Origin of the sequence: Terrimonas pollutisoli, from assembly GCF_029360765.1 — a bacterium.
Classification (GTDB): Bacteria; Bacteroidota; Bacteroidia; order Chitinophagales; family Chitinophagaceae; genus Terrimonas_B; species Terrimonas_B pollutisoli.
On the sequence record NZ_JARKNA010000018.1, the window covers coordinates 40,315 to 59,715 of the forward strand.

The window sequence follows — 19,401 nt, forward strand, 5'->3', positions numbered from 1 at the left end:
CCGGTTCGTTAAAAGGTTTATAATATTAAAATTGAGAATAAACAATGAGCTGCGATTAAAACAAATGGCCCGCCTGTTAACTTTGTGTTTCAATTGTTACCTTATGGTTATCCTACGAATAAAGCTGTTGTTTGCTGTTACCCTGATTGTAACCAGCTCTTTTGCCCAAAAAATAAAGAAAGAAGATAAGATCACATTAGCCAACCTGAAAACACATATTTCATTTTTGGCAGATGATAAACTGGAAGGAAGAAGAGCCGGAAGCAAGGGCGAAAAATTGGCCATGGAGTATATCAGCGAAAAGTTCAAGGCAAATGGAATTCAACCCAAAGGAACGGAAGATTATTTTCAATCCTTTGATATCAATGAAGGAAAGCAAATTGGTGAAAAGACCGCTTTTAGTATTAACGATACTTCATTAAGGGCTGGAGAAGATTTCTTCCCGTTTTTATTCAGCGCCGAAAAATCCCTGGAAGCTTCGCCTGCGATTGCCATACAGGAAGCAGATATGCCCTGGTTTATTGACCTGAAGGAAATAATAGAAGAAAATAAACCCAACCCACATTTTGACCTGGTTGACTATATTAAAAACAACTCAAAAAAAGCGCATAACCGCGGTGCTACAGCTGTTATTATTTATAACACTTCTGCCGACGATGATAAGCTTGCGTTCAATCCAAAAGAAAAAACGGACCAGTTGTCAATACCCGTCATATATGTAAAAAAAGAAGCGGCTAAAAAATACTTCAATGATCCTACTGCTACTTTGAACATAAAGCTCAGTGTAGAAATTAGCGAAAAGAAGCGTACCGGGCATAATGTAATTGGATATATCGACAATAGTGCAGCAAACACCGTGATACTGGGTGCGCATTTTGATCACCTGGGATATGGAGAAGATGGCAACTCTTTGTTACGTACCGGTGAAAAGTTGATACACAACGGAGCAGATGATAATGCCAGTGGCACGGCCGCCCTGATTGAACTGGCAAGGATTTTAAAAACAACCAAGGCCAAAAATAATAACTATCTCTTCATTGCTTTTTCGGGAGAAGAATTGGGTTTGTTTGGTTCAAAATATTTCACAGAAAATCCCACCATCGATTTGAAGACAACCAACTACATGATCAATATGGATATGGTGGGCAGACTTAATGATAGTACAAAGACATTAGCTGTCGGCGGTTATGGTACTTCGCCAACCTGGTCTTCGGTTATAAATGCCAATGATAAAAAACTTCCATTTGCAATAAAGATCGACTCCAGTGGTACTGGCCCAAGCGATCATACCTCCTTTTATAGAAAGGATATTCCTGTTTTATTTTTCTTTACTGGTCAGCATAAGGACTATCATCGCCCAAGTGATGATGCGAACAAAATCAATTATGAAGGAGAGTTGGCTGTCATCAATTACATCAATAACCTTATCACCAATTTGAATAAACAAACGCAGCGTTTGGCGTTTACAAAAACGAGAGAACAACAGGTTTCTATGTCAGCGTTTAAAGTGACTATGGGTATAATGCCTGATTATACTTTTGCCGGAGTTGGTGTGAGAGCCGATGGTGTAACGGATGGCCGGCCCGCTTCTAAAGCAGGGCTAAAGGCCGGCGATATAATTATTCAATTGGGAGAAAATGCTATCACCTCTGTTGAAAATTATATGAAGGCATTAAACAAGTTTAATAAAGGAGATAAAACGAAAGTAAAATATAAAAGAGGGAACCAAACAATAGAGTCCGACGTGCAGTTTTAACCACCACCAAAATAATACCTGTGTCTGAACGCAGCCTGAAATTATCGATCAATAATCATGACCTGGCCGAAGCATTTTTTGAAGATACCCGGCTGCTGGGCATCATGGCTCCGGTAAAAGACTACCAATTTTGCTGGCAGCTCAACAGCCTGTTGGGTATGGACTTCCGGATTAATCACGAATTGGAAATTGGCCTGAAGAAAAAAAAGCGGGACTATTTTTTTTCAATCTTTGAATATCATGAGCCGACAGGTTCATTGTCACATTACTTATACAACAATCAGTTTGAAGGAGAGTATTTGTTGCCGGAATTCAAACATCTTGATTTTTTGTGGCTGATGAAAGATGACCTCGTCAGCGATGAAGATCTTCATAAAATCATCAATCCTGTGCGATCAATAGCAGGTGTCCAGTTGGTAGTTGAATTGACCAATGAAAAGATAAAAAACAAAGAACACCTGGTTTTTTAATAAATAATTTTTTCTAACCCATCTAAATTGAAATTGTATGTGGAAGGAAACTGATAACAAATTGTACAGGAAATTCCAGTTTAAGAACTTTAGTGAAGCCTTTGCCTTCATGACAAGAGTAGCGTTGGCAGCTGAAAAAATGGATCACCACCCCGAATGGAAAAACGTTTGGAACACGGTGGAAGTCTGGCTTTGCACCCATGATGCCGGTGATATTGTAACAGAAAGAGACCGGAAACTTGCCGGTAAGATCGACGCCCTGGTTAGCGAATAAAATCCGTCCAACTATTTTGGTAAAAAAATAAGATGGGACAAACAAAAGTCTTGTCTTTTTGTTTTGTTACTTCTATATAAACATTAACCTTATGCCATCTAAAAAAATCATCGCCATATTTGGCGCTACTGGTGCACAGGGAGGCGGATTAGCCCGTGCTATTCTTCATGACAGCAATAGTGAGTTTGCCGTTCGTGCCGTCACAAGAGATCCGGCATCTGATAAAGCCAAAGAGCTTTCGAAGATGGGAGCCGAAGTCGTTGCTGCTGATGTTGATGACCTTGAAAGTATGACCAAAGCTTTGGAAGGCGCATACGGCGCCTATTTTGTCACCTTTTACTGGGCACACTTTTCGCCGGAGAAGGAAATAGCCGAAGCAAAGATGATGGCGGATGCTGCAAAAAAAGCCGGCCTTAAACATGTGATATGGTCCACCCTGGAAGATACCCGAAACTGGATACCGCTTTCCGATGATAGAATGCCCACTCTGATGGGAAAATATAAGGTCCCCCATTTTGATGGAAAGGGTGAGTCCGATCATTTCTTTACCGATGCAGGGGTGCCGACCACTTTTCTGCTCGCTTCTTTTTATTGGGAAAATTTGATCTATTTCGGTGCAGGTCCTAAACGAGGCGCTGATGGTAAATTGGCAATTACTTTCCCAATGGGTGATAAAAAGCTTTCCGGGATCGCATCTGAAGATATCGGAAAATGTGCCTATGGAATCTTCAAAAAAGGCTTATCCATGGTTGGCAAAAGAATTGGTGTTGCGGGCGGAGAACCTACCTGTCAACAAATGGCTGAATCGCTGTCAAAAGCCCTTGGTGAGGAAGTCGTTTATAATGAAGTAACACCGGAAACCTACCGGAGTTTTGGTTTTCCCGGAGCTGATGACCTGGGCAATATGTTCCAGTTTTATCGTGACTTTGAAGAAGTATGCACGTCTACAAGGGATGTCAAATTTTCCAAACAACTTAATCCAGCCATTCAGTCGTTTGATCAGTGGCTGGTGGAAAATGCATTAAAGATTCCGATTGATTAAGTTATTACCTGGAATTGATTAATTTTTTATCCACGCAATTATTCGCAACGGTCCGCCGCTACCATTTTTAATTTTCATTGGTAACGCTACTATATAGGCGCCTGTGGCAGGCAATTGATCCATATTGGCTACGTTTTCAAATCCCGGTATATTGGCGCCCATTAAAACCTGGTGAGTTTTAAAATCTTTTGATTGTCCGTAGTCGATGCTGGGAGTGTCAATACCTACTGCTTTTACCTTATGCTGTACTAACCATTCTGCCGCTTTCGGATCAATGCCGGGAAAATGTAGTTTGGCTATTCCGGCTTCACCTTTTTCAGATGTGCCAAAATATTTCTCTGCATCGGGATAAAACTTTCCATAACCAGTCCTGAATAGTACGATCGCATTTTCTTTGATTGAACCGTTCGTCTTTTCCCACTGGTTTATATCATCAACAGTAATAAGATAGTCACGGTTGTTTACTGCTTTGGCAGATACATCAATAACCACGGCCTCTCCGGTAAGTTGATCCAATGTTAGTTTATCTGTACTCAATCCCTTTGCTGAAAAATGAACAGGGGCATCAAGGTGAGTGCCTCCATGTTCCGGCGCTGTAAACGCAAATGAGGAATAGTAAAATCCGCCTTCTGTATTTCCTTCTGCAAGGGTATCCAGCCTGAATCCCGAAGGATTATTTGGCCAATACAGCGTTTGATCTGAAAAGTCATAACTCAGATCAATCCATTTGCCGCTATTGAGTAAGTTGCTGAGCTTAGGTTCGGTATTATTGCAGGACAGCAGTAGAGGAATAGTGAATGTAAATATAGCCTTAATCAGTTTCATACAAGTTTAGTTTGACCGGTTAACTAATCAATAATGTCAAACTAAATTTAATTATAAAATGGAGGCTCCGCGAAACTTAAATGATCGATGATTTATTTTTTTCTCCGGAATATAACGGCAGCATTTTGTTGCAAGTCGGCACTAAAACGGACCTGGTAAATGTCTTCTCCGTCATATACTACCAATAGTCCGGTATTTGGCGGATATTTTCCAAGGTTCTCAGCATATAAAACAAGGTTTACTTCGTTGTTGCCCGGCGCCATGTGAATAGTCTTTTTTATTGCAGTAGCCTTTAATCCTTGTTTGGCGAGAATGATTTCACCATTCAATAAAATACTAACAGTGTCTCCGTCTATTTCCCCGTTATCATAAAGTCTTAACTCAAGACTGTCTGATTTGAATTCAACCACTTGAGGTGCAATCGTTTTTCTTTCTGCTACAAAAGCGGCTGCTGTAGGTATTTTTATTTCGGGTTTTTGAATATCAGTGGTAATGATTTTCCTTTCTGATTCAGACCTTGTAATCGCTGTAGCATTTCTCTCTTTGGGTTCTTCAACTGTTGTTTGCGGCAATGGTTTTATTTCTTCTTTTTTGATCGCCAGTTCACGCTTGCTGACCGAAGGTTGTTGAAGGGTATTGTCAAAATTCTTTCTTTCTTCAACTTGTACCTTATTGGCAGGCAAATCAGTTTTTCTCAATTCAGCAGATGCTACTACCTCTTCTTCCTGCTTTGCCGGCTCGTCAATTTTCTTTTCAGTTTTAGTTGTCGCGGCTTTAGCTATAGTCGTTTCTTTTTTTGCCGGTTGGGTATTAGTAGAAGGCGATGTTTGTTGAGTCGATTTTTTTGAGGATGCATAAAACGCTACCTCATCGGCTACTTTTAATTCTTCGAGGTGCGGGAAGATTTTTGATTTTTCATAATTGGGTTCATCTTTCAACTCAACCCTGCCGGAAATGGAGTAAAACTTTTTGGTTTGATTGGTTTTCCAGTCGCCTTCAAGATGCCAGGTGCTATCCTGTTTGTTCATGCGAAAGGTGCTGGTCATTTTTACTCCTTTGTCAAGCTTACCACGAAAGTTATAGGAAATGATTTCATCATCTTTTACTTCGCACACATCACCATTGACGGTTCCTTTTACTCTTTTTAAAACATAGTAAAGCGTATCATTTACGATAAAACTACTGCGGGAATACCCGTATACTTTTTGCCTGTATTCGGTGAGTGCAATTTCAAACGACTGATCCTTACGAATGGTGACACTATCATTGCTTAAAGAACCCACCCATAGGCCCGTCAGGCTTTTCTGTGCATGAAATACCAGCGGTGAAAGCAGGAAGAGCGGCAGCAGTTTTAGTGTTTTCATCAGAATTGGTGTGCCAAAACAGGCTTAGTTAAGGGATATTGTTTTTCAGCATAACTATAACGAAAACAGAGTGGCCAGATTGTGTAACGAAGGGCATAAAAAAAGCTTCTCACCGAGAAGCTTTTTAAGAAAATAGGATTATTTCATCAATCTTTTTTCACGTCCACTTTTACATCTTTGCTACTTACCGAAGTGCCCGAGTCTCCGACTTTTATCTCAGTACCACTTTTCGTTTTCACTTCGGCGCCACCAGGTCCTATCGATACTTCTGTTTTCTTTGGCTCTTCTTTCTTTACCCCGGTCTTTTCTTCAGAAGTGTTTGTCTTTTCCTTTTTTTCATCATTACAGGAAAACAGGATCAGCAAAGAAGCAGCAACAAAAAATTTTACAAAACTTGTTTTCATGTCTTCAGGTATTAAAAAGAAATATTAGCGATTCATTGATGCAAGGAATTCTTCATTGTTCTTAGTTCCCTTCATCCTGTTTTGTAGTTCACGCATCGCTTCTTCTACGTTCATATCAGCAAGGAAAACACGCAGAAGATTCATCCGTTGCAATACATCCCTTTCTAATAACAGGTCATCCCGACGGGTAGAAGATGCTGTGAGGTCAATAGCCGGGTAGATACGTTTATTAGACAAGCGCCGTTCCAATTGCAATTCCATGTTACCAGTACCTTTAAATTCTTCAAAGATCACCTCGTCCATTTTGCTCCCTGTATCTACAAGAGCGGTTGCAATGATAGTTAATGAACCGCCATTCTCTATTTTACGGGCAGCTCCAAAAAACTGTTTTGGCTTTTGCATAGCATTAGCTTCCACACCACCGGATAATACTTTACCACTTGACGGCGCAACGGTATTGTGTGCACGGGCAAGACGGGTAATAGAATCCAGCAGGATCACTACATCATGGCCGCACTCTACCAGGCGTTTTGCTTTTTGCAAAGCGATGGTTGAAACTTTAACATGCTTCTCAGCGGGCTCATCAAAAGTGGAAGCGATTACTTCTGCTTTTACACTCCGCTCCATATCGGTTACCTCTTCAGGCCGCTCATCTACCAGTACTACCATCAGGTAACACTCCGGATGATTTTCTGCAATGGCATTCGCAACAGCCTTTAACAACATTGTTTTACCCGTTTTTGGCTGTGCTACGATCAATCCACGCTGGCCTTTACCAATTGGGGTAAAGAGATCCATGATGCGTGTAGAATAATCGGAAGGAGAAGTAAACAAATTCAATTTCTCAAAAGGAAACAGTGGTGTCAGGTAGTCGAAGGGAACACGGTCACGAACTTCGTCAGGACCTTTGCCATTAATGGTGTCAACCTTTAATAGCGCAAAATATTTTTCACCTTCTTTTGGCGGACGAACAGCGCCATGCACGGTGTCACCTGTCTTTAATCCAAAAAGTTTTATTTGCGAAGGAGAAACATATACATCATCAGGCGAAGAAAGATAGTTGTAGTCTGAAGAGCGAAGGAAGCCATAACCATCCGGCATCATCTCCAGCACCCCCTCAGAAAGAATAACGCCATCAAATTCGATATTGAAATTTTGTTCTCTTCTATGATGCTGATGGTGTTTGTTAGGGACTGCTGGAGCCTCAGGTTGAGCGACGGGAGCCGCATTGGCGGCTGCCAGAGCTTCATCTGCCTGTTGAAAAGCGGCTTCTTCAACAGAAGTTTCCTGGACTTCTTCGGGGAACAGTGTTTCCTCGTCTTTTTCTTCTGTTTTCTTACGTCCTTTCTTCGCAACAGCTTTTTCATCCTTACGGGCAGGAGGAGAAGATTTTTTTATAATTTTTTTCTCACTGGTAATAGGAGGTGCGGAGGCATCTTCAATAACTGCTTCCTCAGTAGTGTTTGCAGTGGAAGCCTTTATTATCCGTTTTCTTTTACCTTTTTCTTCTGTTGCGACTCCTGTTTTAGCGCCGGCAATAGCCTGGTTATCGAGGATTTTATAAATGAGTCCTTGTTTATCTAATTTTTTTGCATTGGGGATGTTGAGCTGCTCAGCAATATCCAGCAGTTCAGGAACGAGCATATCGTTCAATTGCAGAATGTCATACATACAAAAATCTTGAAGTTTAATAGAGTGATTAAATCACTAAGTCTGAAAAATTTGAAAAAGTTGAGTTTTACTTGAACGGATAGGTAGGTTTCTGATGAGCCAATAAACAGGAGAACAAATTACTTATCAGCCTCTTTCCACTGCAATAATACAGTTGTTTTTCGTAAAAACAAAAATTTTGACCTGACGATTCAAAGGCTTAACTAATTTTTTGACGCTTGATTTAGATGAATATTTTGAAAGAATGACCTGCTTTTTAAGTGATTACATAAAAAGAGGTTGAGTAATCGCTAAACAACAGAACCCGTCTAAATACTGCCTTTCATGTTTTACCTTTGCCAACTCTAAAAAAAAAAGACGCTATGTTCAATCAAAGGGTTAAAATCAAGGAACTGCTGTTGCAGGAGCCAACACGACAGGAAGTAACGGTAATGGGATGGGTGCGTACGTTTCGTAATAACCAATTCATAGCATTGAATGATGGCTCAACCAATACAAACCTACAGGTGGTAGTTGAGTTGGGTAAGTTTGATGATGAAACATTGAAGCGAATAACTACATCGGCCGCTATAAAAATAACCGGAACTGTCGCACCTTCATTGGGCAAGGGTCAAAAGCTGGAGTTGAAGGCGAGCGCAATGACAATACTTGGCGATAGTGATGCCGAAAAATATCCCTTGCAACCCAAAAAACATTCATTGGAGTTTTTGCGGGAAATAGCGCATCTGCGTTTTCGTACCAATACATTTGGATCTGTGTTTCGCATTCGTCATTCTTTAGCCTTTGCTGTTCATAAGTTTTTTAATGATAAGGGCTTTGTGTATATGCATACGCCTATCATTACCGCCAGTGACGCAGAAGGTGCTGGTGAAATGTTCCGGGTAACGACTTTGTCTCCCGATAATGCTCCCCGTGATGAAAAAGGAAATGTGGATTATAAAGAAGATTTTTTTGGACGGTCAACTAACCTAACGGTAAGCGGACAGCTGGAAGGTGAATTGGGGGCGACCGCGTTTGGTGATATTTATACATTCGGTCCTACTTTTAGAGCAGAGAATTCAAACACTGCACGTCACCTGGCGGAGTTCTGGATGATAGAGCCCGAAATGGCTTTTTATGATTTGGAAGATAACGCCAACCTTGCTGAAGAATTTATCAAATATTTGATTCAGTATGCAATGGATAACAACCGCGAGGATCTCGATTTCCTGGCGCAGCGACTGGCTGATGAAGAAAAACAATTGCCACAGGATAAGAGAAGTGAAATGGGCTTGATTGAGAAGCTGGAGTTTGTTCTTAAAAATAATTTTGAAAGACTGACATATACTGAAGCGATTGAAATTTTAAGAGAAAGTAATTATAACAAGAAAAAGAAATTTCAATATCCCATTACAGACTGGGGTATGGACCTGCAAAGCGAACATGAAAGATACCTGGTAGAAAAGCATTTCAAAAAACCAGTTATTCTTACCAACTATCCCGCCGCTATCAAATCATTTTACATGCGACAAAATGATGATGGTAAAACCGTGGCTGCAATGGATATCCTGGCACCAGGCATTGGCGAAATTGTAGGTGGCTCACAAAGAGAAGAACGATTGGATAAATTGGAAGCAAGAATGAAAGAATTAAATATCCCTGTTGATGAATTGTGGTGGTACCTCGATACCAGACGTTTCGGAACCGTGCCACATGCCGGTTTTGGATTGGGCTTTGAGAGAATGGTGCAGTTTGTTACTGGCATGGGCAATATTCGTGACGTAATTGCATTTCCAAGAACACCGAAGAGCGCAGAATTCTAAGCTAAGAGTTCAAAGAGAGAAAGAGAAAAGGAGGTCCTGACACTGCAACTAATTAACTTATTAATTTGAAAAGGAGATAAAGAGTAAAACTATTACTCTTTATCTCCTTTTCTCTTTTAACTCTTAGCTTACTCATGGATGCACATCACTGGTATATGCGACTGAAACACCAGTTGCCGCGAAGAACTTTTTTTAAATAATCCTTCCAGCAGTTTATGTTTCTTGGGAATGGTAATGACCATGTCAAGATTATTGGTTTCGGCAAATTCATTGATTCCATCTTCAATGTCTTTATGTTCCAGGTAATGGTATTGAGGTTTTAGATCCTGTAATGCTGTTTTGAGAAGAATCAATTCATGTGGTGTGTCGGGGCTAAAATGCCGATTGTCGTAATCAACATTTAGCACATGCAGTTCCGCCTTGAATTCGTTTACAAAAGTCTTTATAACAGATGTAGGGGTTGTTTCTTTTACTTCACGAAAATCACAGGCCATACCTATTTTCTTTATACCTGTTCCGTACTCTTTGCCAGTAGGAATACAGATTACCGGCCAGGTAAGATGTTTGATAACTGATAAGGTATTGCTTCCAAATATAACCCGTTCAACAGCTGAATGACCCTGTGTGCCCATGATCACACAGAAAGGTTGATTCTTGTTGCAGCAATCTTCCAGTTCGTCGGATAAATTTCCTAGTCTTGATTCTGTATTTATTTGAAGCTTACCCGACGTAATATGTTCAAAATCCTTTTTTACCTGCGCCAGTTTAGCTTCTGCAGCATCTTTCATTTCATCCACTGACAATAACATTAACGGAGTTTCGCCAATCGCCAGCGGTAACTGGTAAGCATGGAATAAAAGAATGTTTGCATTAATCGCCAGCGCCATATCCATCGCATAGTGTGTGGCATTGGTTGCTGTAGGCGAAAAGTCCGTTGGAACTATTATTGTTTTCATTTGCCTGGTTTTTATAAACAATTTTAAAGGAAGTCCACAAAATCCATTTTATAAACACTCTTTTATAAAGATAACAATAACAATGCCCCACTAATTACACAATGTAAGGATATAGGTATGGAATTTTTTTCTATCAGGATCTCAATGAAAACTAACTTATGGCAGAAATAAATAGCACAACAAATGACAGGCGCAGGCCCGGCTCCCGCCCCAAAAAGCATACTCCAAAAACAGATATGACGCCCATGGTAGACCTGGGTTTTTTATTGATCAGTTTTTTTGTAATCACCACGGAGTTAAGCAAACCAATAGTAACAAACCTCAACATGCCAAAAGATGCACCCCCAACGGATTTGGGAGAATCGGATGCACTGACCGTTTTATTGGGTAAAGACAATACATTATTTTATTATCATGGTGACTGGAATAAGGCTACCGAAACAAAAACCATTACCAGAACTGGGTTTTCCCCAAATGATGGAATTGGCGACGTGATAAGGCAAAAACAAAAATGGCTTGGTATACATAACAAACGGGAAGGAAGAAAAGGCCTCATGCTCTTGATAAAGCCGGGGCCAGACGCCGGCTACGGAAATGTGGTGGACATGATAGACGAGGCCCTGATTAATAACGTTCAGAAATATGCAGTATTAAAGGCGGTGCCGGAAGAAGTTCAATACCTGTCAAAAGAAGGATTTTGATAGATTTTGAGCAGTTTCTTTTATTTCCAATTAATGTTTTACAACCATAATAGCGGACTCCTGTCCGCTTTTTTTGCCGCTTATAACATCTCAAATTTGGTAGCTGAGTTGATCAGTAAGTATATAAGTGCCTAAAATACTGACATTTAAAAAATATTTACGGCCCTGTTTATAAACCATTACCTGAAAATATTTGGTACTTTGTGTTGCATAGTACCAAATATCACCTTATCTTTGATTTATCAAAATGAAATTCATGAAACCCAAATCGTTTAACCTTATCCTTTTCCTGTTGGCTGCGATGGTGCTAGCTGGTCTTCGGACAAATGCCCAATCAGGCCAGCACACCGTCGGCAACCAGGAGCTTTATCAGGAAATTGCGAAGCAGGATAGCCTGTTGTTTAATGCTTTTAATACGAGAGACATCGATCTGTTCAAAACAATGTTCACGGAGGATTTAGAATTCTATCATGACAAAGGCGGTCTTACCGGCTATGAACACACAATTAATTTTTTAAAAACAATTGCACAAAGCAATAACCAACTAAAAAGAGAATTGGTAAAAGGAAGCCTGGAGGTTTATCCGATTCCTGGTTATGGAGCAATGGAAATCGGTCTGCACAGGTTTTGTCATTTAGAAAATGGAAAACAGGACTGCGGGACTTTTAAGTTCGTTCATATTTGGCAAAAAAAAGATAACCACTGGAAGATAACGAGAGTCATCAGTTATGATCACTAAGACCACCAGGTATAAGTAAACAGGAAAAAGATCATTCAGAAAAAAGAAAATTATGAATATCGAAAATACACAGAGCCAGATGCGGAAAGGGATTTTGGAGTTTTGTATTCTTTCCGTTATTCGCCGGGGCGAAGTTTACCCCAGTGATATTGTTGAAGAGATGAGGGGAGCTAACCTGCAAATACTGGAAGGGACCCTATATCCTTTATTGACGAGATTGAAAAATGCCGAAATGCTTACCTACCGCTGGGTAGAAAGTAACTCCGGCCCTCCCCGCAAATATTTTTCGCTGACAGAAAAAGGAGAGTCCTTTTACAAAGAGCTGGAGCAAACCTGGATGGAACTATCGAATGGAGTAAACGCTTTGGCAAAAAAATAATACACATAGAAAACCACAACAACTTCAACCATAAATTTTTTGAAAATGAAAAAGATCATCAACATAAACCTGAGTGGCCGGGTGATACCTATCGAGGATTCGGCATATGAAAAACTGCAGGCTTACATTGAAAGTCTTCGCCGGTATTTTTCTCATGAAGATGGTCGTGATGAGATCATCAATGATATCGAAAGCAGGATAGCTGAACTGATGAATGACAAAGTTCGTAAGGGTGCCGCCTGTGTTACCGATACAGATATCAATGAAATTATTGCTTCCATGGGGAGGCCGGAAGATTTTGATGCTGATACAACCGATACAGGTGAAGCTGCACAACAAGCACAGCAACAACAATACAGTTATTCCGAAACAAGAGCGAAAAAGAGACTGTATCGTGATAGCAGCGACAAGTTCATCGGTGGTGTATGTAGCGGCCTGGCTGCCTACCTGAATGTCGATCCGGCTATCGTACGGATTTTGTTTGCCATCATTACCTTCGGCGGTTTTGGCTTAGGTTTTCTTGCCTATATCTTATTATGGATTGTATTGCCGGCAAAGGATATCGAGCATTTTGGTGGTAAAAGATTATACCGCAATCCCGATGATAAAATGATTGGTGGTGTTGCCGGTGGTTTGGCTGCTTACTTTAATATTAAATCATCAACCATACGTCTCATTTTCCTTGCGCCTCTTGCCTTGAGTATTTTCATCAGCATATTGGACGGCCTTTCCTGGCACAATGGGTTTGATTTTTTTCCCAATATCATCTTTGGATCATTGAGTAGTACGTTGTTTCTTATTTATATTATACTGTGGATCGTCTTGCCGGAAGCAAACAGCCCGTATGAAAAAATGGAAATGCGTGGCGAAAAAGTAGATGTAAACACCATTCGTCAAAATGTGAAAGAAGGAATGGACAGCATGAAGGATAGAGTGAAAGGTTGGGGTGAAGAGGTAAAGGAATCAGCGCAAAACCTTGGCACAAGAGCAAAAGAGTTTGCTAACACAAGAGGAAGAGCATTTGCAGCTGAAGTAAATGAAACTGCCCGTCGGAGAGGAAGCGGATTGGGACATGCAATAGGTGTATTGTTTAAGGTGTTCTTTTTGTTCATCGCCGGAACCATTGCCTTTGGATTATTTGTTGCTCTGATGGCCTTACTGTTTGGCGGTATTGCCTGGTGGCCTGTCAACAACTTTTTGTGGACCAGTAGTTCGCAGCAATTATATGCCTGGGGTACATTGATTTTCTTCTTAGGTGTTCCGCTGATTGGTTTTATTACCTGGGTTATCCGCAGAATATTGAGAGTCCGTTCACGCAACAGCTATCTCGGCTGGACATTTGGTGGATTGTGGGTCCTGGGATGGATTTGTGTTACCCTACTCGCTTCCAGTCTTACAAAAGATGTAAGGGAATACGAACATGTAGATAATGCCGTAAGTATTTCGCAGCCGCCTTCAGGTAAAATGGTGGTAACAGTTTCTGAACCTGAATTAGAATACACAGGCAATTTTGGCTGGATCAATGATGAGGGTGAAGGTTGGGATCTTTCTTCCGATACATTAAAACTTTCTTTTGTAAAGTTTGATATCGTCAAAAGCTACGATTCGCTTTATTATGTAACGGTAAAAAAATATAGCTCAGGCAGAACTGAAGGAGAAGCGAGAAACCGGGCTGAGCAAATTCAATATGACATTGTCTATCGTGACAGCGTGTTAGATATCGGTAATGGTTTTGCAATCGACAAAGCCAATAAGTATCGCGGGCAAAATGTAGAGATCGAAATAAAAATGCCTGTGGGAAAAAAGATAATTTTTGATGAGTCAGTTGAGCATAAGCTAAACGAAGTTTCATTTAAACGCAACAGGCGCAGATGGTCACGCAATGGCTGGGATTATGACTATGACGATGCCCGGAGATGGAGAACGGGTGTTGTGTTTACGATGGGAGCCGACGGCATACTTACCAGTGCTGGCTCCACCAGGACAGACTCTTCAACACCTCCGGCAAAAGATGAGTATCGTTACAGGTATGAAGATGGAAACAAAACTCAACCCGCTGATGATATTCAAAAACAGATAGACGAAGAAAAGCGTAGAAGGGAAGAATCAGAAAAACGTATAAAAGATTTGGAAAAGCAGAAAACCGAAGGGCAAAAATCGAACACCGGTAATCCTGAAAGTATGGATGAACACGATGAATATACATCTATATCATCTGCTTCGCCTGTGTTTTCGCTGGTAAAGAGTTTTTTCTAAACTAGGTTGAAGTTGGCTCCGTGAAAGCGGAGAGACAAAGGGTTCCGTCAACGGGGCCCTTGTTTGTAACCTAAAGAAAGGCATAGCCGTCAAATAAGTTGATGTTGAATTCTGTCTTTACAGAATACACGAAGGACCTGTTCCCAGGTCCCTCTTTTTTTTTAAAATATGGGTGATTTATTCAGGAACTTCAGTAACAGTCCAATTTCCGGTTCGCCGGTTCCATAAAATGCTGTAGTCTTTTCCGTGCATGAGTTTGAAGGTGCGGTAGCCATTATAATATTTCAGGCGAAGCCAACCATAATTATAAATTTCAAATTTGAAAACAAAGGCCTGCCCGGCGGGAATCTCTGCCTGTTGAAAATTTTTCCCATCATCGCTCAATAAAACCGTTTCGGCTTTATTGCTTTGAATAGTCAGGCTGATCCAGCTGGGATCATTTTCAGGAGTGGATGTGCTGCCAGGTGTTTCAGATCCGGGATTGGGATAAGTAGGCTGTGTCGGGGTGGTGGGTGTTGGTGTTGGATTAGCTGGAGGGCTCGTCGGCGCGGCGTTTCCTATACCATTATTCCAACCTTTTGCAATAGCACTTACCCGATCTTTTTTGGCGGGGTGCGAGGCACTGGCCCGGTCTGATGCCACAGCCTGCATGGCTGCCACAGATTGTTCCAAAGTGGCGCCTAATTTTGCCAACACATAACCCGAAAAAGCATCCGCTTCAATCTCCCTGGGTGGCGTACTGCCCTGGCTACTGACGACATGGTTATAATAATGATGCCCCATCTCATGGGCTAAAACGCTGATGGAGGCCCACTTGGTGGAAGTATAGGCATCAAGATCCTCTAAAAAGTCATTATCGTATATGATCCACCTGGCCTGGTTAATGATCGTTGCGTAAGCATTCCTGATACCATTTTGCTCCCTGATGCTGAAGTTTTCCTGCCAGCTGATGGTTTCAAGCATGTTTTTAAGAATATCCCTTGCCTCATACACAGAAGAAAACCGGGAGGTAAGTAAGGACCGGGGAGGCACCTTAAAGCCGCAGCCGGTAACTTTTCGTTGAGCAATGGCAGTAAGCGAGCCAACTGCAAGGGCCAGGCATAGAAGTAAAAGTTTCACTTTCATAATTACAATGTTGGTTAATGGCAATGTTTTCTGTAGGACAAACTTCATTCCATTTACCACAATGCCCGGGCGACGCCGGTTTAATAGCAACACATCATTGTACAACGGAAGCCCAGTTTGATAAGACTTGTTGAGTTTATGTTTAGTAATGAAGCAGAAAAAGACGGTGCAAGTTTATCCATAATTTAGCAACTTATATTTTAGAGCAAACAAACAATGAAAGACAATTTTTCAACACAATCTTCTTTGTATGCAAAATACCGGCCTGCTTACCCGCAGGAATTATATGATTTTATTTTCAGGCAAGTAGTGAATAAGCAATCTGCCTGGGATTGCGGAACAGGAAATGGGCAGGCTGCAAAACAATTAGCGATGTCATTTGAAAAAGTTTTTGCCACTGACATCAGCCACAAGCAAATTGATAATGCCATTCAATTGCCCAATGTTTTTTATTCTGTTCAACCTGCAGAGCAAACTAATTTTCCGGATAACTCTTTTGATCTTATTACTGTTGCGCAGGCCCTTCACTGGTTTCGGTTTGATGATTTTTATAAAGAAGTAAAACGGGTTGGAAAAGCAAATTCTTTTTTTGCTGCCTGGACATACTCACTGCTCCGAATTACGAAAGAAATTGCTGCCTTAATAGAGTATCATCATTACACAACGCTTAAGAGTTTCTGGGATGAAGAGAGAAAATATGTTGATGAAGAATACCGGGGCATTCCTTTCCCTTTTAAAAAAATCAACACACCGGATTTTAAGATTGAATATGAATGGACCATTGATGAATTGGAAGGATATTTTAATACCTGGTCGGCCCTTCAAAAATTTATTGCTACCAAAAGCTATAACCCCGTTAATGAACTGATAGAAAAGATCAAACCCCTTTGGAAAACAGAGAAAATGAAGATCATATTTCCTGTTCATTTACTGTTTGCACAGGTAGAAAAATAAATCGAAAGCTTCGCTTACATTTGCGAACCAATTTAACAATCATGAAGAATACCCCTTTTACTGATAAACATATTGCACTCGGAGCAAAGATGGCCGCATTTGCAGGCTATAATATGCCGATAAGTTACAGCGGAATAAATGATGAACATGCGGCTGTGCGAAAAAATGCCGGAGTATTTGATGTAAGTCACATGGGGGAATTTATTTTAAAAGGAGAAAATGCATTGGATCTCATACAAAGAGTGACAAGTAACGATGCCTCAAAGTTGAAAAATGGACAGGCGCAATACAGTTGCCTTCCCAATACTACGGGTGGTATAGTAGATGACTTGCTGGTGTACTGCATTGAGGAGAACAAGGTCTATATGCTGGTAGTTAATGCTTCTAATATCGAAAAAGACTGGAAATGGATCAGCCAATACAATACGATGAATGTGGAGATGCACAATATCTCTGATAAAACATGTTTGCTGGCAATACAGGGTCCTAACGCCACTAAGATCCTGCAACGGCTGACAGATATGGATATCCTGAATCTTAAATATTACACGTTTGTAAAAGGTGAATTTGCCGGTGTAAAAAATGTATTGATCAGCGCAACAGGTTATACCGGGGCGGGGGGCGTTGAAATATATTTTGAAGACAAAGATGATGACGCTGCAAAAATTTGGGACGCTATTTTCAATGCGGATGAAGCACAGGGAATAAAACCGGTTGGTTTGGGCGCCAGGGATACGTTGCGACTGGAAATGGGTTTTTGTTTGTACGGAAACGACATTGATGATAACACATCACCGCTCGAAGCCGGACTTGGTTGGATCACTAAATTCTCAAAGGAGTTTACTTCTAAAGAATTTTTTGAAAAACAAAAAGCGGCTGGCGTTGAAAAAAAGCTGGTAGGTTTTGAAATGATCGACAAAGGAATACCCCGTCACGGCTATGAAATAAAAGATTATTCAGGCGCCACCATCGGCGTGGTAACCTCGGGCACCCAATCTCCTTCATTGGGTAAGGCAATAGGAATGGGCTATGTTCGTACAGCGTACTCACCGATCGATTCGAATATTTTCATTAAAGTAAGAGATAAACTACTACAGGCAAAAGTGGTAAAAATGCCATTTTCATAGCCTGGGTCAACTATGATCAGCCAAAGAAAGGTCGGGGATTGATTTTAAGCTTCCAAAATCAGGACAGGCTTGATTTTTGCAGACTCCGTTCTTCATAGTTAACCTCGTACTTTAATTATGCCCACCATTCACCTGACAACCTTTATTGCTGCCCCTGTTGAAAGAGTTTTTGACCTTGCCCGGAGCGTTGATCTGCACAAACAGGCCATGAAAAAACATAACGAAGAAGCGGTAGCGGGAACCCGGTTTGGCCTGATCGAAAAAAATGAAACAGTGACCTGGAAGGCAAAACATCTTTTTAAAACAAGGTTTTTACGCTCCGAAATCACGAAGATGGTAAAGCCGCAGGTATTTGTTGATGAACAGGTAGAGGGTGATTTTAAAATGTTGAAGCATGAACACCATTTCAAACCTTGCGACAACGGCACCATTATGATCGACCTGGTGGAGTTTGAGCCACCTTATGGCGGCGTTGGAAATTTGTTTAGTAAAATATACCTGACCCGCTATCTGAAAAACTTATTGGAAGATAAAAACAAAGTGCTGAAAGAGTTTGCCGAAAGTGATAAATGGAAAAGATTGTTGAACAAATAATATAAAAATCCGTCCTTTACTTTTTTAAATTTTGCATGACTAATAAACCATCCCTCTACACTTCTCTTTCTCCCTCTCTCTTAAACTTATATGATGTCAGTAATAGTGTCGTGGTGATCATCGACGTGCTACGGGCTACTTCCACTATTGCTACTGCATTGTACAACGGCGCCAAATGCGTGATACCAGTTGACAGTGTATCCAGGTGCATTGAAATAGGCAAACAAATTGAAGGCATTACTGCCGGGGAACGGGATGGGCAAATTGCCGAAGGCCTGGAATATGGGAATTCTCCCTTTGAATATCCCCGTGAGTTCGTTGGAGGAAAGACATTGGTGCTCACCACTACCAATGGAACAAGATTATTGCATATGGCTTTGGAAAAAGGCGCCAAAGAAATTATTACAGGCTCCTTCCCCAATCTTTCAGCCGTATGTAATCACTTGCTTGAAAAAAAGCAAAATGTGATTCTTGGCTGCGCTGCCTGGAAAGACCGTGTCAATATTGAAGATATGCTTTTTGCCGGGGCAGTAATTGCAGCAATCGGCAAACATTTTTCGATCAATTGCGATTCATCGCACATTGCTGAAACGATGTATGAAAAGGCTAAGAAAGATTTGTTTGAGTTTATGAAAAAGAACAACGCTTCGCATTATCATCGTCTCATGAATTTTGGTCTTGAAAAAGATATTCGCTACTGCCTTACAAATGATGGCGCAAACGTGCTGCCAGTATATGAAGAAGGAAAGTTGATCGTTAAACAACAGTCTTAACCGGGGGTCTGTTTACCGGGCGAAAAAACCGATAAAGGTAGTCCATTTTTGCGGTATAGATGTGGCTTAAAATTTATTTATAATTTCTCCTTTTTTATAAGGAAATCCGCCATCATTTCATTTAGATTTGCCGATTGCCCTTTTTTGTGAACGGGCAATATGCCCCGATATAAAATCGGGGTCAATCGC

Annotated in this window: 19 protein-coding genes; 13 read left to right on the forward strand and 6 right to left on the reverse strand. The window is 40.9% G+C overall.

Going from position 1 to position 19,401, the window contains the following annotated elements:
- Nucleotides 1–103 precede the first annotated feature (103 nt).
- From P2W73_RS21450 to P2W73_RS21465, 4 genes are all read left to right on the forward strand, one after another.
- A complete protein-coding gene (locus P2W73_RS21450; RefSeq protein WP_276504157.1) occupies nucleotides 104–1,756 on the forward strand; it encodes a M28 family peptidase in 1,653 nt (550 codons plus the stop codon).
- A gap of 20 nt (nucleotides 1,757–1,776) precedes the next feature.
- Nucleotides 1,777–2,226 carry an IPExxxVDY family protein gene (locus P2W73_RS21455; protein ID WP_276504158.1) on the forward strand — a complete coding sequence of 150 codons (450 nt, stop codon included), beginning with the start codon at nucleotides 1,777–1,779 and terminating at the stop codon, nucleotides 2,224–2,226.
- A 37-nt stretch (nucleotides 2,227–2,263) separates the two neighbouring features.
- Complete coding sequence (locus tag P2W73_RS21460) at nucleotides 2,264–2,500, forward strand: 4a-hydroxytetrahydrobiopterin dehydratase (RefSeq protein ID WP_276504159.1); 237 nt, start codon at nucleotides 2,264–2,266, stop codon at nucleotides 2,498–2,500.
- A 91-nt stretch (nucleotides 2,501–2,591) separates the two neighbouring features.
- Nucleotides 2,592–3,542 carry an NmrA/HSCARG family protein gene (locus tag P2W73_RS21465; protein WP_276504160.1) on the forward strand — a complete coding sequence of 317 codons (951 nt, stop codon included), beginning with the start codon at nucleotides 2,592–2,594 and terminating at the stop codon, nucleotides 3,540–3,542.
- 18 nt (nucleotides 3,543–3,560) lie between these two features.
- On the opposite strand, the gene P2W73_RS21470 is transcribed toward P2W73_RS21465, so the two are convergent.
- The 4 genes from P2W73_RS21470 to rho all read right to left on the reverse strand — a co-directional run bounded on the left by P2W73_RS21470 (nucleotide 3,561) and on the right by rho (nucleotide 7,806).
- The gene (locus tag P2W73_RS21470) at nucleotides 3,561–4,367 is read right to left on the reverse strand and encodes a cyclase family protein (protein WP_276504161.1); all 807 of its coding nucleotides are present in this window, start codon (nucleotides 4,365–4,367) and stop codon (nucleotides 3,561–3,563) included.
- Between the two features lie 92 nt (nucleotides 4,368–4,459).
- On the reverse strand, nucleotides 4,460–5,731 hold the full coding sequence (locus P2W73_RS21475; protein ID WP_276504162.1) for a hypothetical protein: 1,272 nt from the start codon (nucleotides 5,729–5,731) through the stop codon (nucleotides 4,460–4,462).
- Between the two features lie 146 nt (nucleotides 5,732–5,877).
- Complete coding sequence (locus P2W73_RS21480) at nucleotides 5,878–6,135, reverse strand: hypothetical protein (protein ID WP_276504163.1); 258 nt, start codon at nucleotides 6,133–6,135, stop codon at nucleotides 5,878–5,880.
- A gap of 24 nt (nucleotides 6,136–6,159) precedes the next feature.
- A complete protein-coding gene (gene rho, locus P2W73_RS21485) occupies nucleotides 6,160–7,806 on the reverse strand; it encodes a transcription termination factor Rho (protein WP_276504164.1) in 1,647 nt (548 codons plus the stop codon).
- Nucleotides 7,807–8,168: 362 nt separating this feature from the next.
- On the opposite strand from rho, the gene asnS reads away from it, so the two are divergent.
- The gene (gene asnS, locus P2W73_RS21490) at nucleotides 8,169–9,608 is read left to right on the forward strand and encodes an asparagine--tRNA ligase (protein WP_276504165.1); all 1,440 of its coding nucleotides are present in this window, start codon (nucleotides 8,169–8,171) and stop codon (nucleotides 9,606–9,608) included.
- Nucleotides 9,609–9,736: 128 nt separating this feature from the next.
- Here the strand turns inward: asnS and P2W73_RS21495 are convergent, their stop codons facing one another.
- On the reverse strand, nucleotides 9,737–10,564 hold the full coding sequence (locus P2W73_RS21495) for a universal stress protein (protein WP_276504166.1): 828 nt from the start codon (nucleotides 10,562–10,564) through the stop codon (nucleotides 9,737–9,739).
- Nucleotides 10,565–10,722: 158 nt separating this feature from the next.
- Here P2W73_RS21495 and P2W73_RS21500 point away from each other — a divergent pair, with 158 nt between their 5' ends.
- The 4 genes from P2W73_RS21500 (at nucleotide 10,723) to P2W73_RS21515 (ending at nucleotide 14,639) form a co-directional block, all read left to right on the forward strand.
- Entirely contained in the window at nucleotides 10,723–11,265 is a 543-nt protein-coding gene (locus P2W73_RS21500; protein ID WP_276504167.1) for an ExbD/TolR family protein, read from the forward strand.
- 256 nt (nucleotides 11,266–11,521) lie between these two features.
- Nucleotides 11,522–12,004 carry a nuclear transport factor 2 family protein gene (locus tag P2W73_RS21505; RefSeq protein WP_276504168.1) on the forward strand — a complete coding sequence of 161 codons (483 nt, stop codon included), beginning with the start codon at nucleotides 11,522–11,524 and terminating at the stop codon, nucleotides 12,002–12,004.
- A gap of 52 nt (nucleotides 12,005–12,056) precedes the next feature.
- Nucleotides 12,057–12,383: a PadR family transcriptional regulator gene (locus tag P2W73_RS21510; RefSeq protein WP_276504169.1), complete on the forward strand. Its 327-nt coding sequence runs from the start codon at nucleotides 12,057–12,059 to the stop codon at nucleotides 12,381–12,383.
- Nucleotides 12,384–12,428: 45 nt separating this feature from the next.
- Complete coding sequence (locus P2W73_RS21515) at nucleotides 12,429–14,639, forward strand: PspC domain-containing protein (protein WP_276504170.1); 2,211 nt, start codon at nucleotides 12,429–12,431, stop codon at nucleotides 14,637–14,639.
- Nucleotides 14,640–14,816: 177 nt separating this feature from the next.
- Here P2W73_RS21515 and P2W73_RS21520 read toward each other — a convergent pair whose 3' ends face one another.
- Nucleotides 14,817–15,764: a M48 family metalloprotease gene (locus P2W73_RS21520; RefSeq protein WP_276504171.1), complete on the reverse strand. Its 948-nt coding sequence runs from the start codon at nucleotides 15,762–15,764 to the stop codon at nucleotides 14,817–14,819.
- Nucleotides 15,765–15,980: 216 nt separating this feature from the next.
- Here P2W73_RS21520 and P2W73_RS21525 point away from each other — a divergent pair, with 216 nt between their 5' ends.
- The 4 genes from P2W73_RS21525 to P2W73_RS21540 all read left to right on the forward strand — a co-directional run bounded on the left by P2W73_RS21525 (nucleotide 15,981) and on the right by P2W73_RS21540 (nucleotide 19,212).
- Nucleotides 15,981–16,718, forward strand: a complete 738-nt coding sequence (locus P2W73_RS21525; RefSeq protein WP_276504172.1) for a class I SAM-dependent methyltransferase — start codon at nucleotides 15,981–15,983, stop codon at nucleotides 16,716–16,718.
- Between the two features lie 41 nt (nucleotides 16,719–16,759).
- Entirely contained in the window at nucleotides 16,760–17,845 is a 1,086-nt protein-coding gene (gene gcvT / locus P2W73_RS21530; RefSeq protein WP_276504173.1) for a glycine cleavage system aminomethyltransferase GcvT, read from the forward strand.
- A 117-nt stretch (nucleotides 17,846–17,962) separates the two neighbouring features.
- Nucleotides 17,963–18,439, forward strand: coding sequence for an SRPBCC family protein (locus tag P2W73_RS21535; protein ID WP_276504174.1), 477 nt, complete (start codon nucleotides 17,963–17,965; stop codon nucleotides 18,437–18,439).
- Nucleotides 18,440–18,474: 35 nt separating this feature from the next.
- A complete protein-coding gene (locus P2W73_RS21540; RefSeq protein ID WP_276504175.1) occupies nucleotides 18,475–19,212 on the forward strand; it encodes a 2-phosphosulfolactate phosphatase in 738 nt (245 codons plus the stop codon).
- Nucleotides 19,213–19,401: the final 189 nt, after the last annotated feature.

Coding starts and splice junctions, on each gene's coding strand:
- P2W73_RS21460 (WP_276504159.1), top strand. CDS start 2,264: ATGTGGAAGGAAACTGATAACAAATTGTACAGGAAATTCCAGTTTAAG.
- P2W73_RS21465 (WP_276504160.1), top strand. CDS start 2,592: ATGCCATCTAAAAAAATCATCGCCATATTTGGCGCTACTGGTGCACAG.
- P2W73_RS21525 (WP_276504172.1), top strand. CDS start 15,981: ATGAAAGACAATTTTTCAACACAATCTTCTTTGTATGCAAAATACCGG.
- P2W73_RS21505 (WP_276504168.1), top strand. CDS start 11,522: ATGAAACCCAAATCGTTTAACCTTATCCTTTTCCTGTTGGCTGCGATG.
- P2W73_RS21470 (WP_276504161.1), bottom strand. CDS start 4,367: ATGAAACTGATTAAGGCTATATTTACATTCACTATTCCTCTACTGCTG.
- P2W73_RS21535 (WP_276504174.1), top strand. CDS start 17,963: ATGCCCACCATTCACCTGACAACCTTTATTGCTGCCCCTGTTGAAAGA.
- P2W73_RS21495 (WP_276504166.1), bottom strand. CDS start 10,564: ATGAAAACAATAATAGTTCCAACGGACTTTTCGCCTACAGCAACCAAT.
- asnS (WP_276504165.1), top strand. CDS start 8,169: ATGTTCAATCAAAGGGTTAAAATCAAGGAACTGCTGTTGCAGGAGCCA.
- P2W73_RS21510 (WP_276504169.1), top strand. CDS start 12,057: ATGAATATCGAAAATACACAGAGCCAGATGCGGAAAGGGATTTTGGAG.
- gcvT (WP_276504173.1), top strand. CDS start 16,760: ATGAAGAATACCCCTTTTACTGATAAACATATTGCACTCGGAGCAAAG.
- P2W73_RS21540 (WP_276504175.1), top strand. CDS start 18,475: ATGACTAATAAACCATCCCTCTACACTTCTCTTTCTCCCTCTCTCTTA.
- P2W73_RS21500 (WP_276504167.1), top strand. CDS start 10,723: ATGGCAGAAATAAATAGCACAACAAATGACAGGCGCAGGCCCGGCTCC.
- rho (WP_276504164.1), bottom strand. CDS start 7,806: ATGTATGACATTCTGCAATTGAACGATATGCTCGTTCCTGAACTGCTG.
- P2W73_RS21480 (WP_276504163.1), bottom strand. CDS start 6,135: ATGAAAACAAGTTTTGTAAAATTTTTTGTTGCTGCTTCTTTGCTGATC.
- P2W73_RS21515 (WP_276504170.1), top strand. CDS start 12,429: ATGAAAAAGATCATCAACATAAACCTGAGTGGCCGGGTGATACCTATC.
- P2W73_RS21475 (WP_276504162.1), bottom strand. CDS start 5,731: ATGAAAACACTAAAACTGCTGCCGCTCTTCCTGCTTTCACCGCTGGTA.
- P2W73_RS21450 (WP_276504157.1), top strand. CDS start 104: ATGGTTATCCTACGAATAAAGCTGTTGTTTGCTGTTACCCTGATTGTA.
- P2W73_RS21520 (WP_276504171.1), bottom strand. CDS start 15,764: ATGAAAGTGAAACTTTTACTTCTATGCCTGGCCCTTGCAGTTGGCTCG.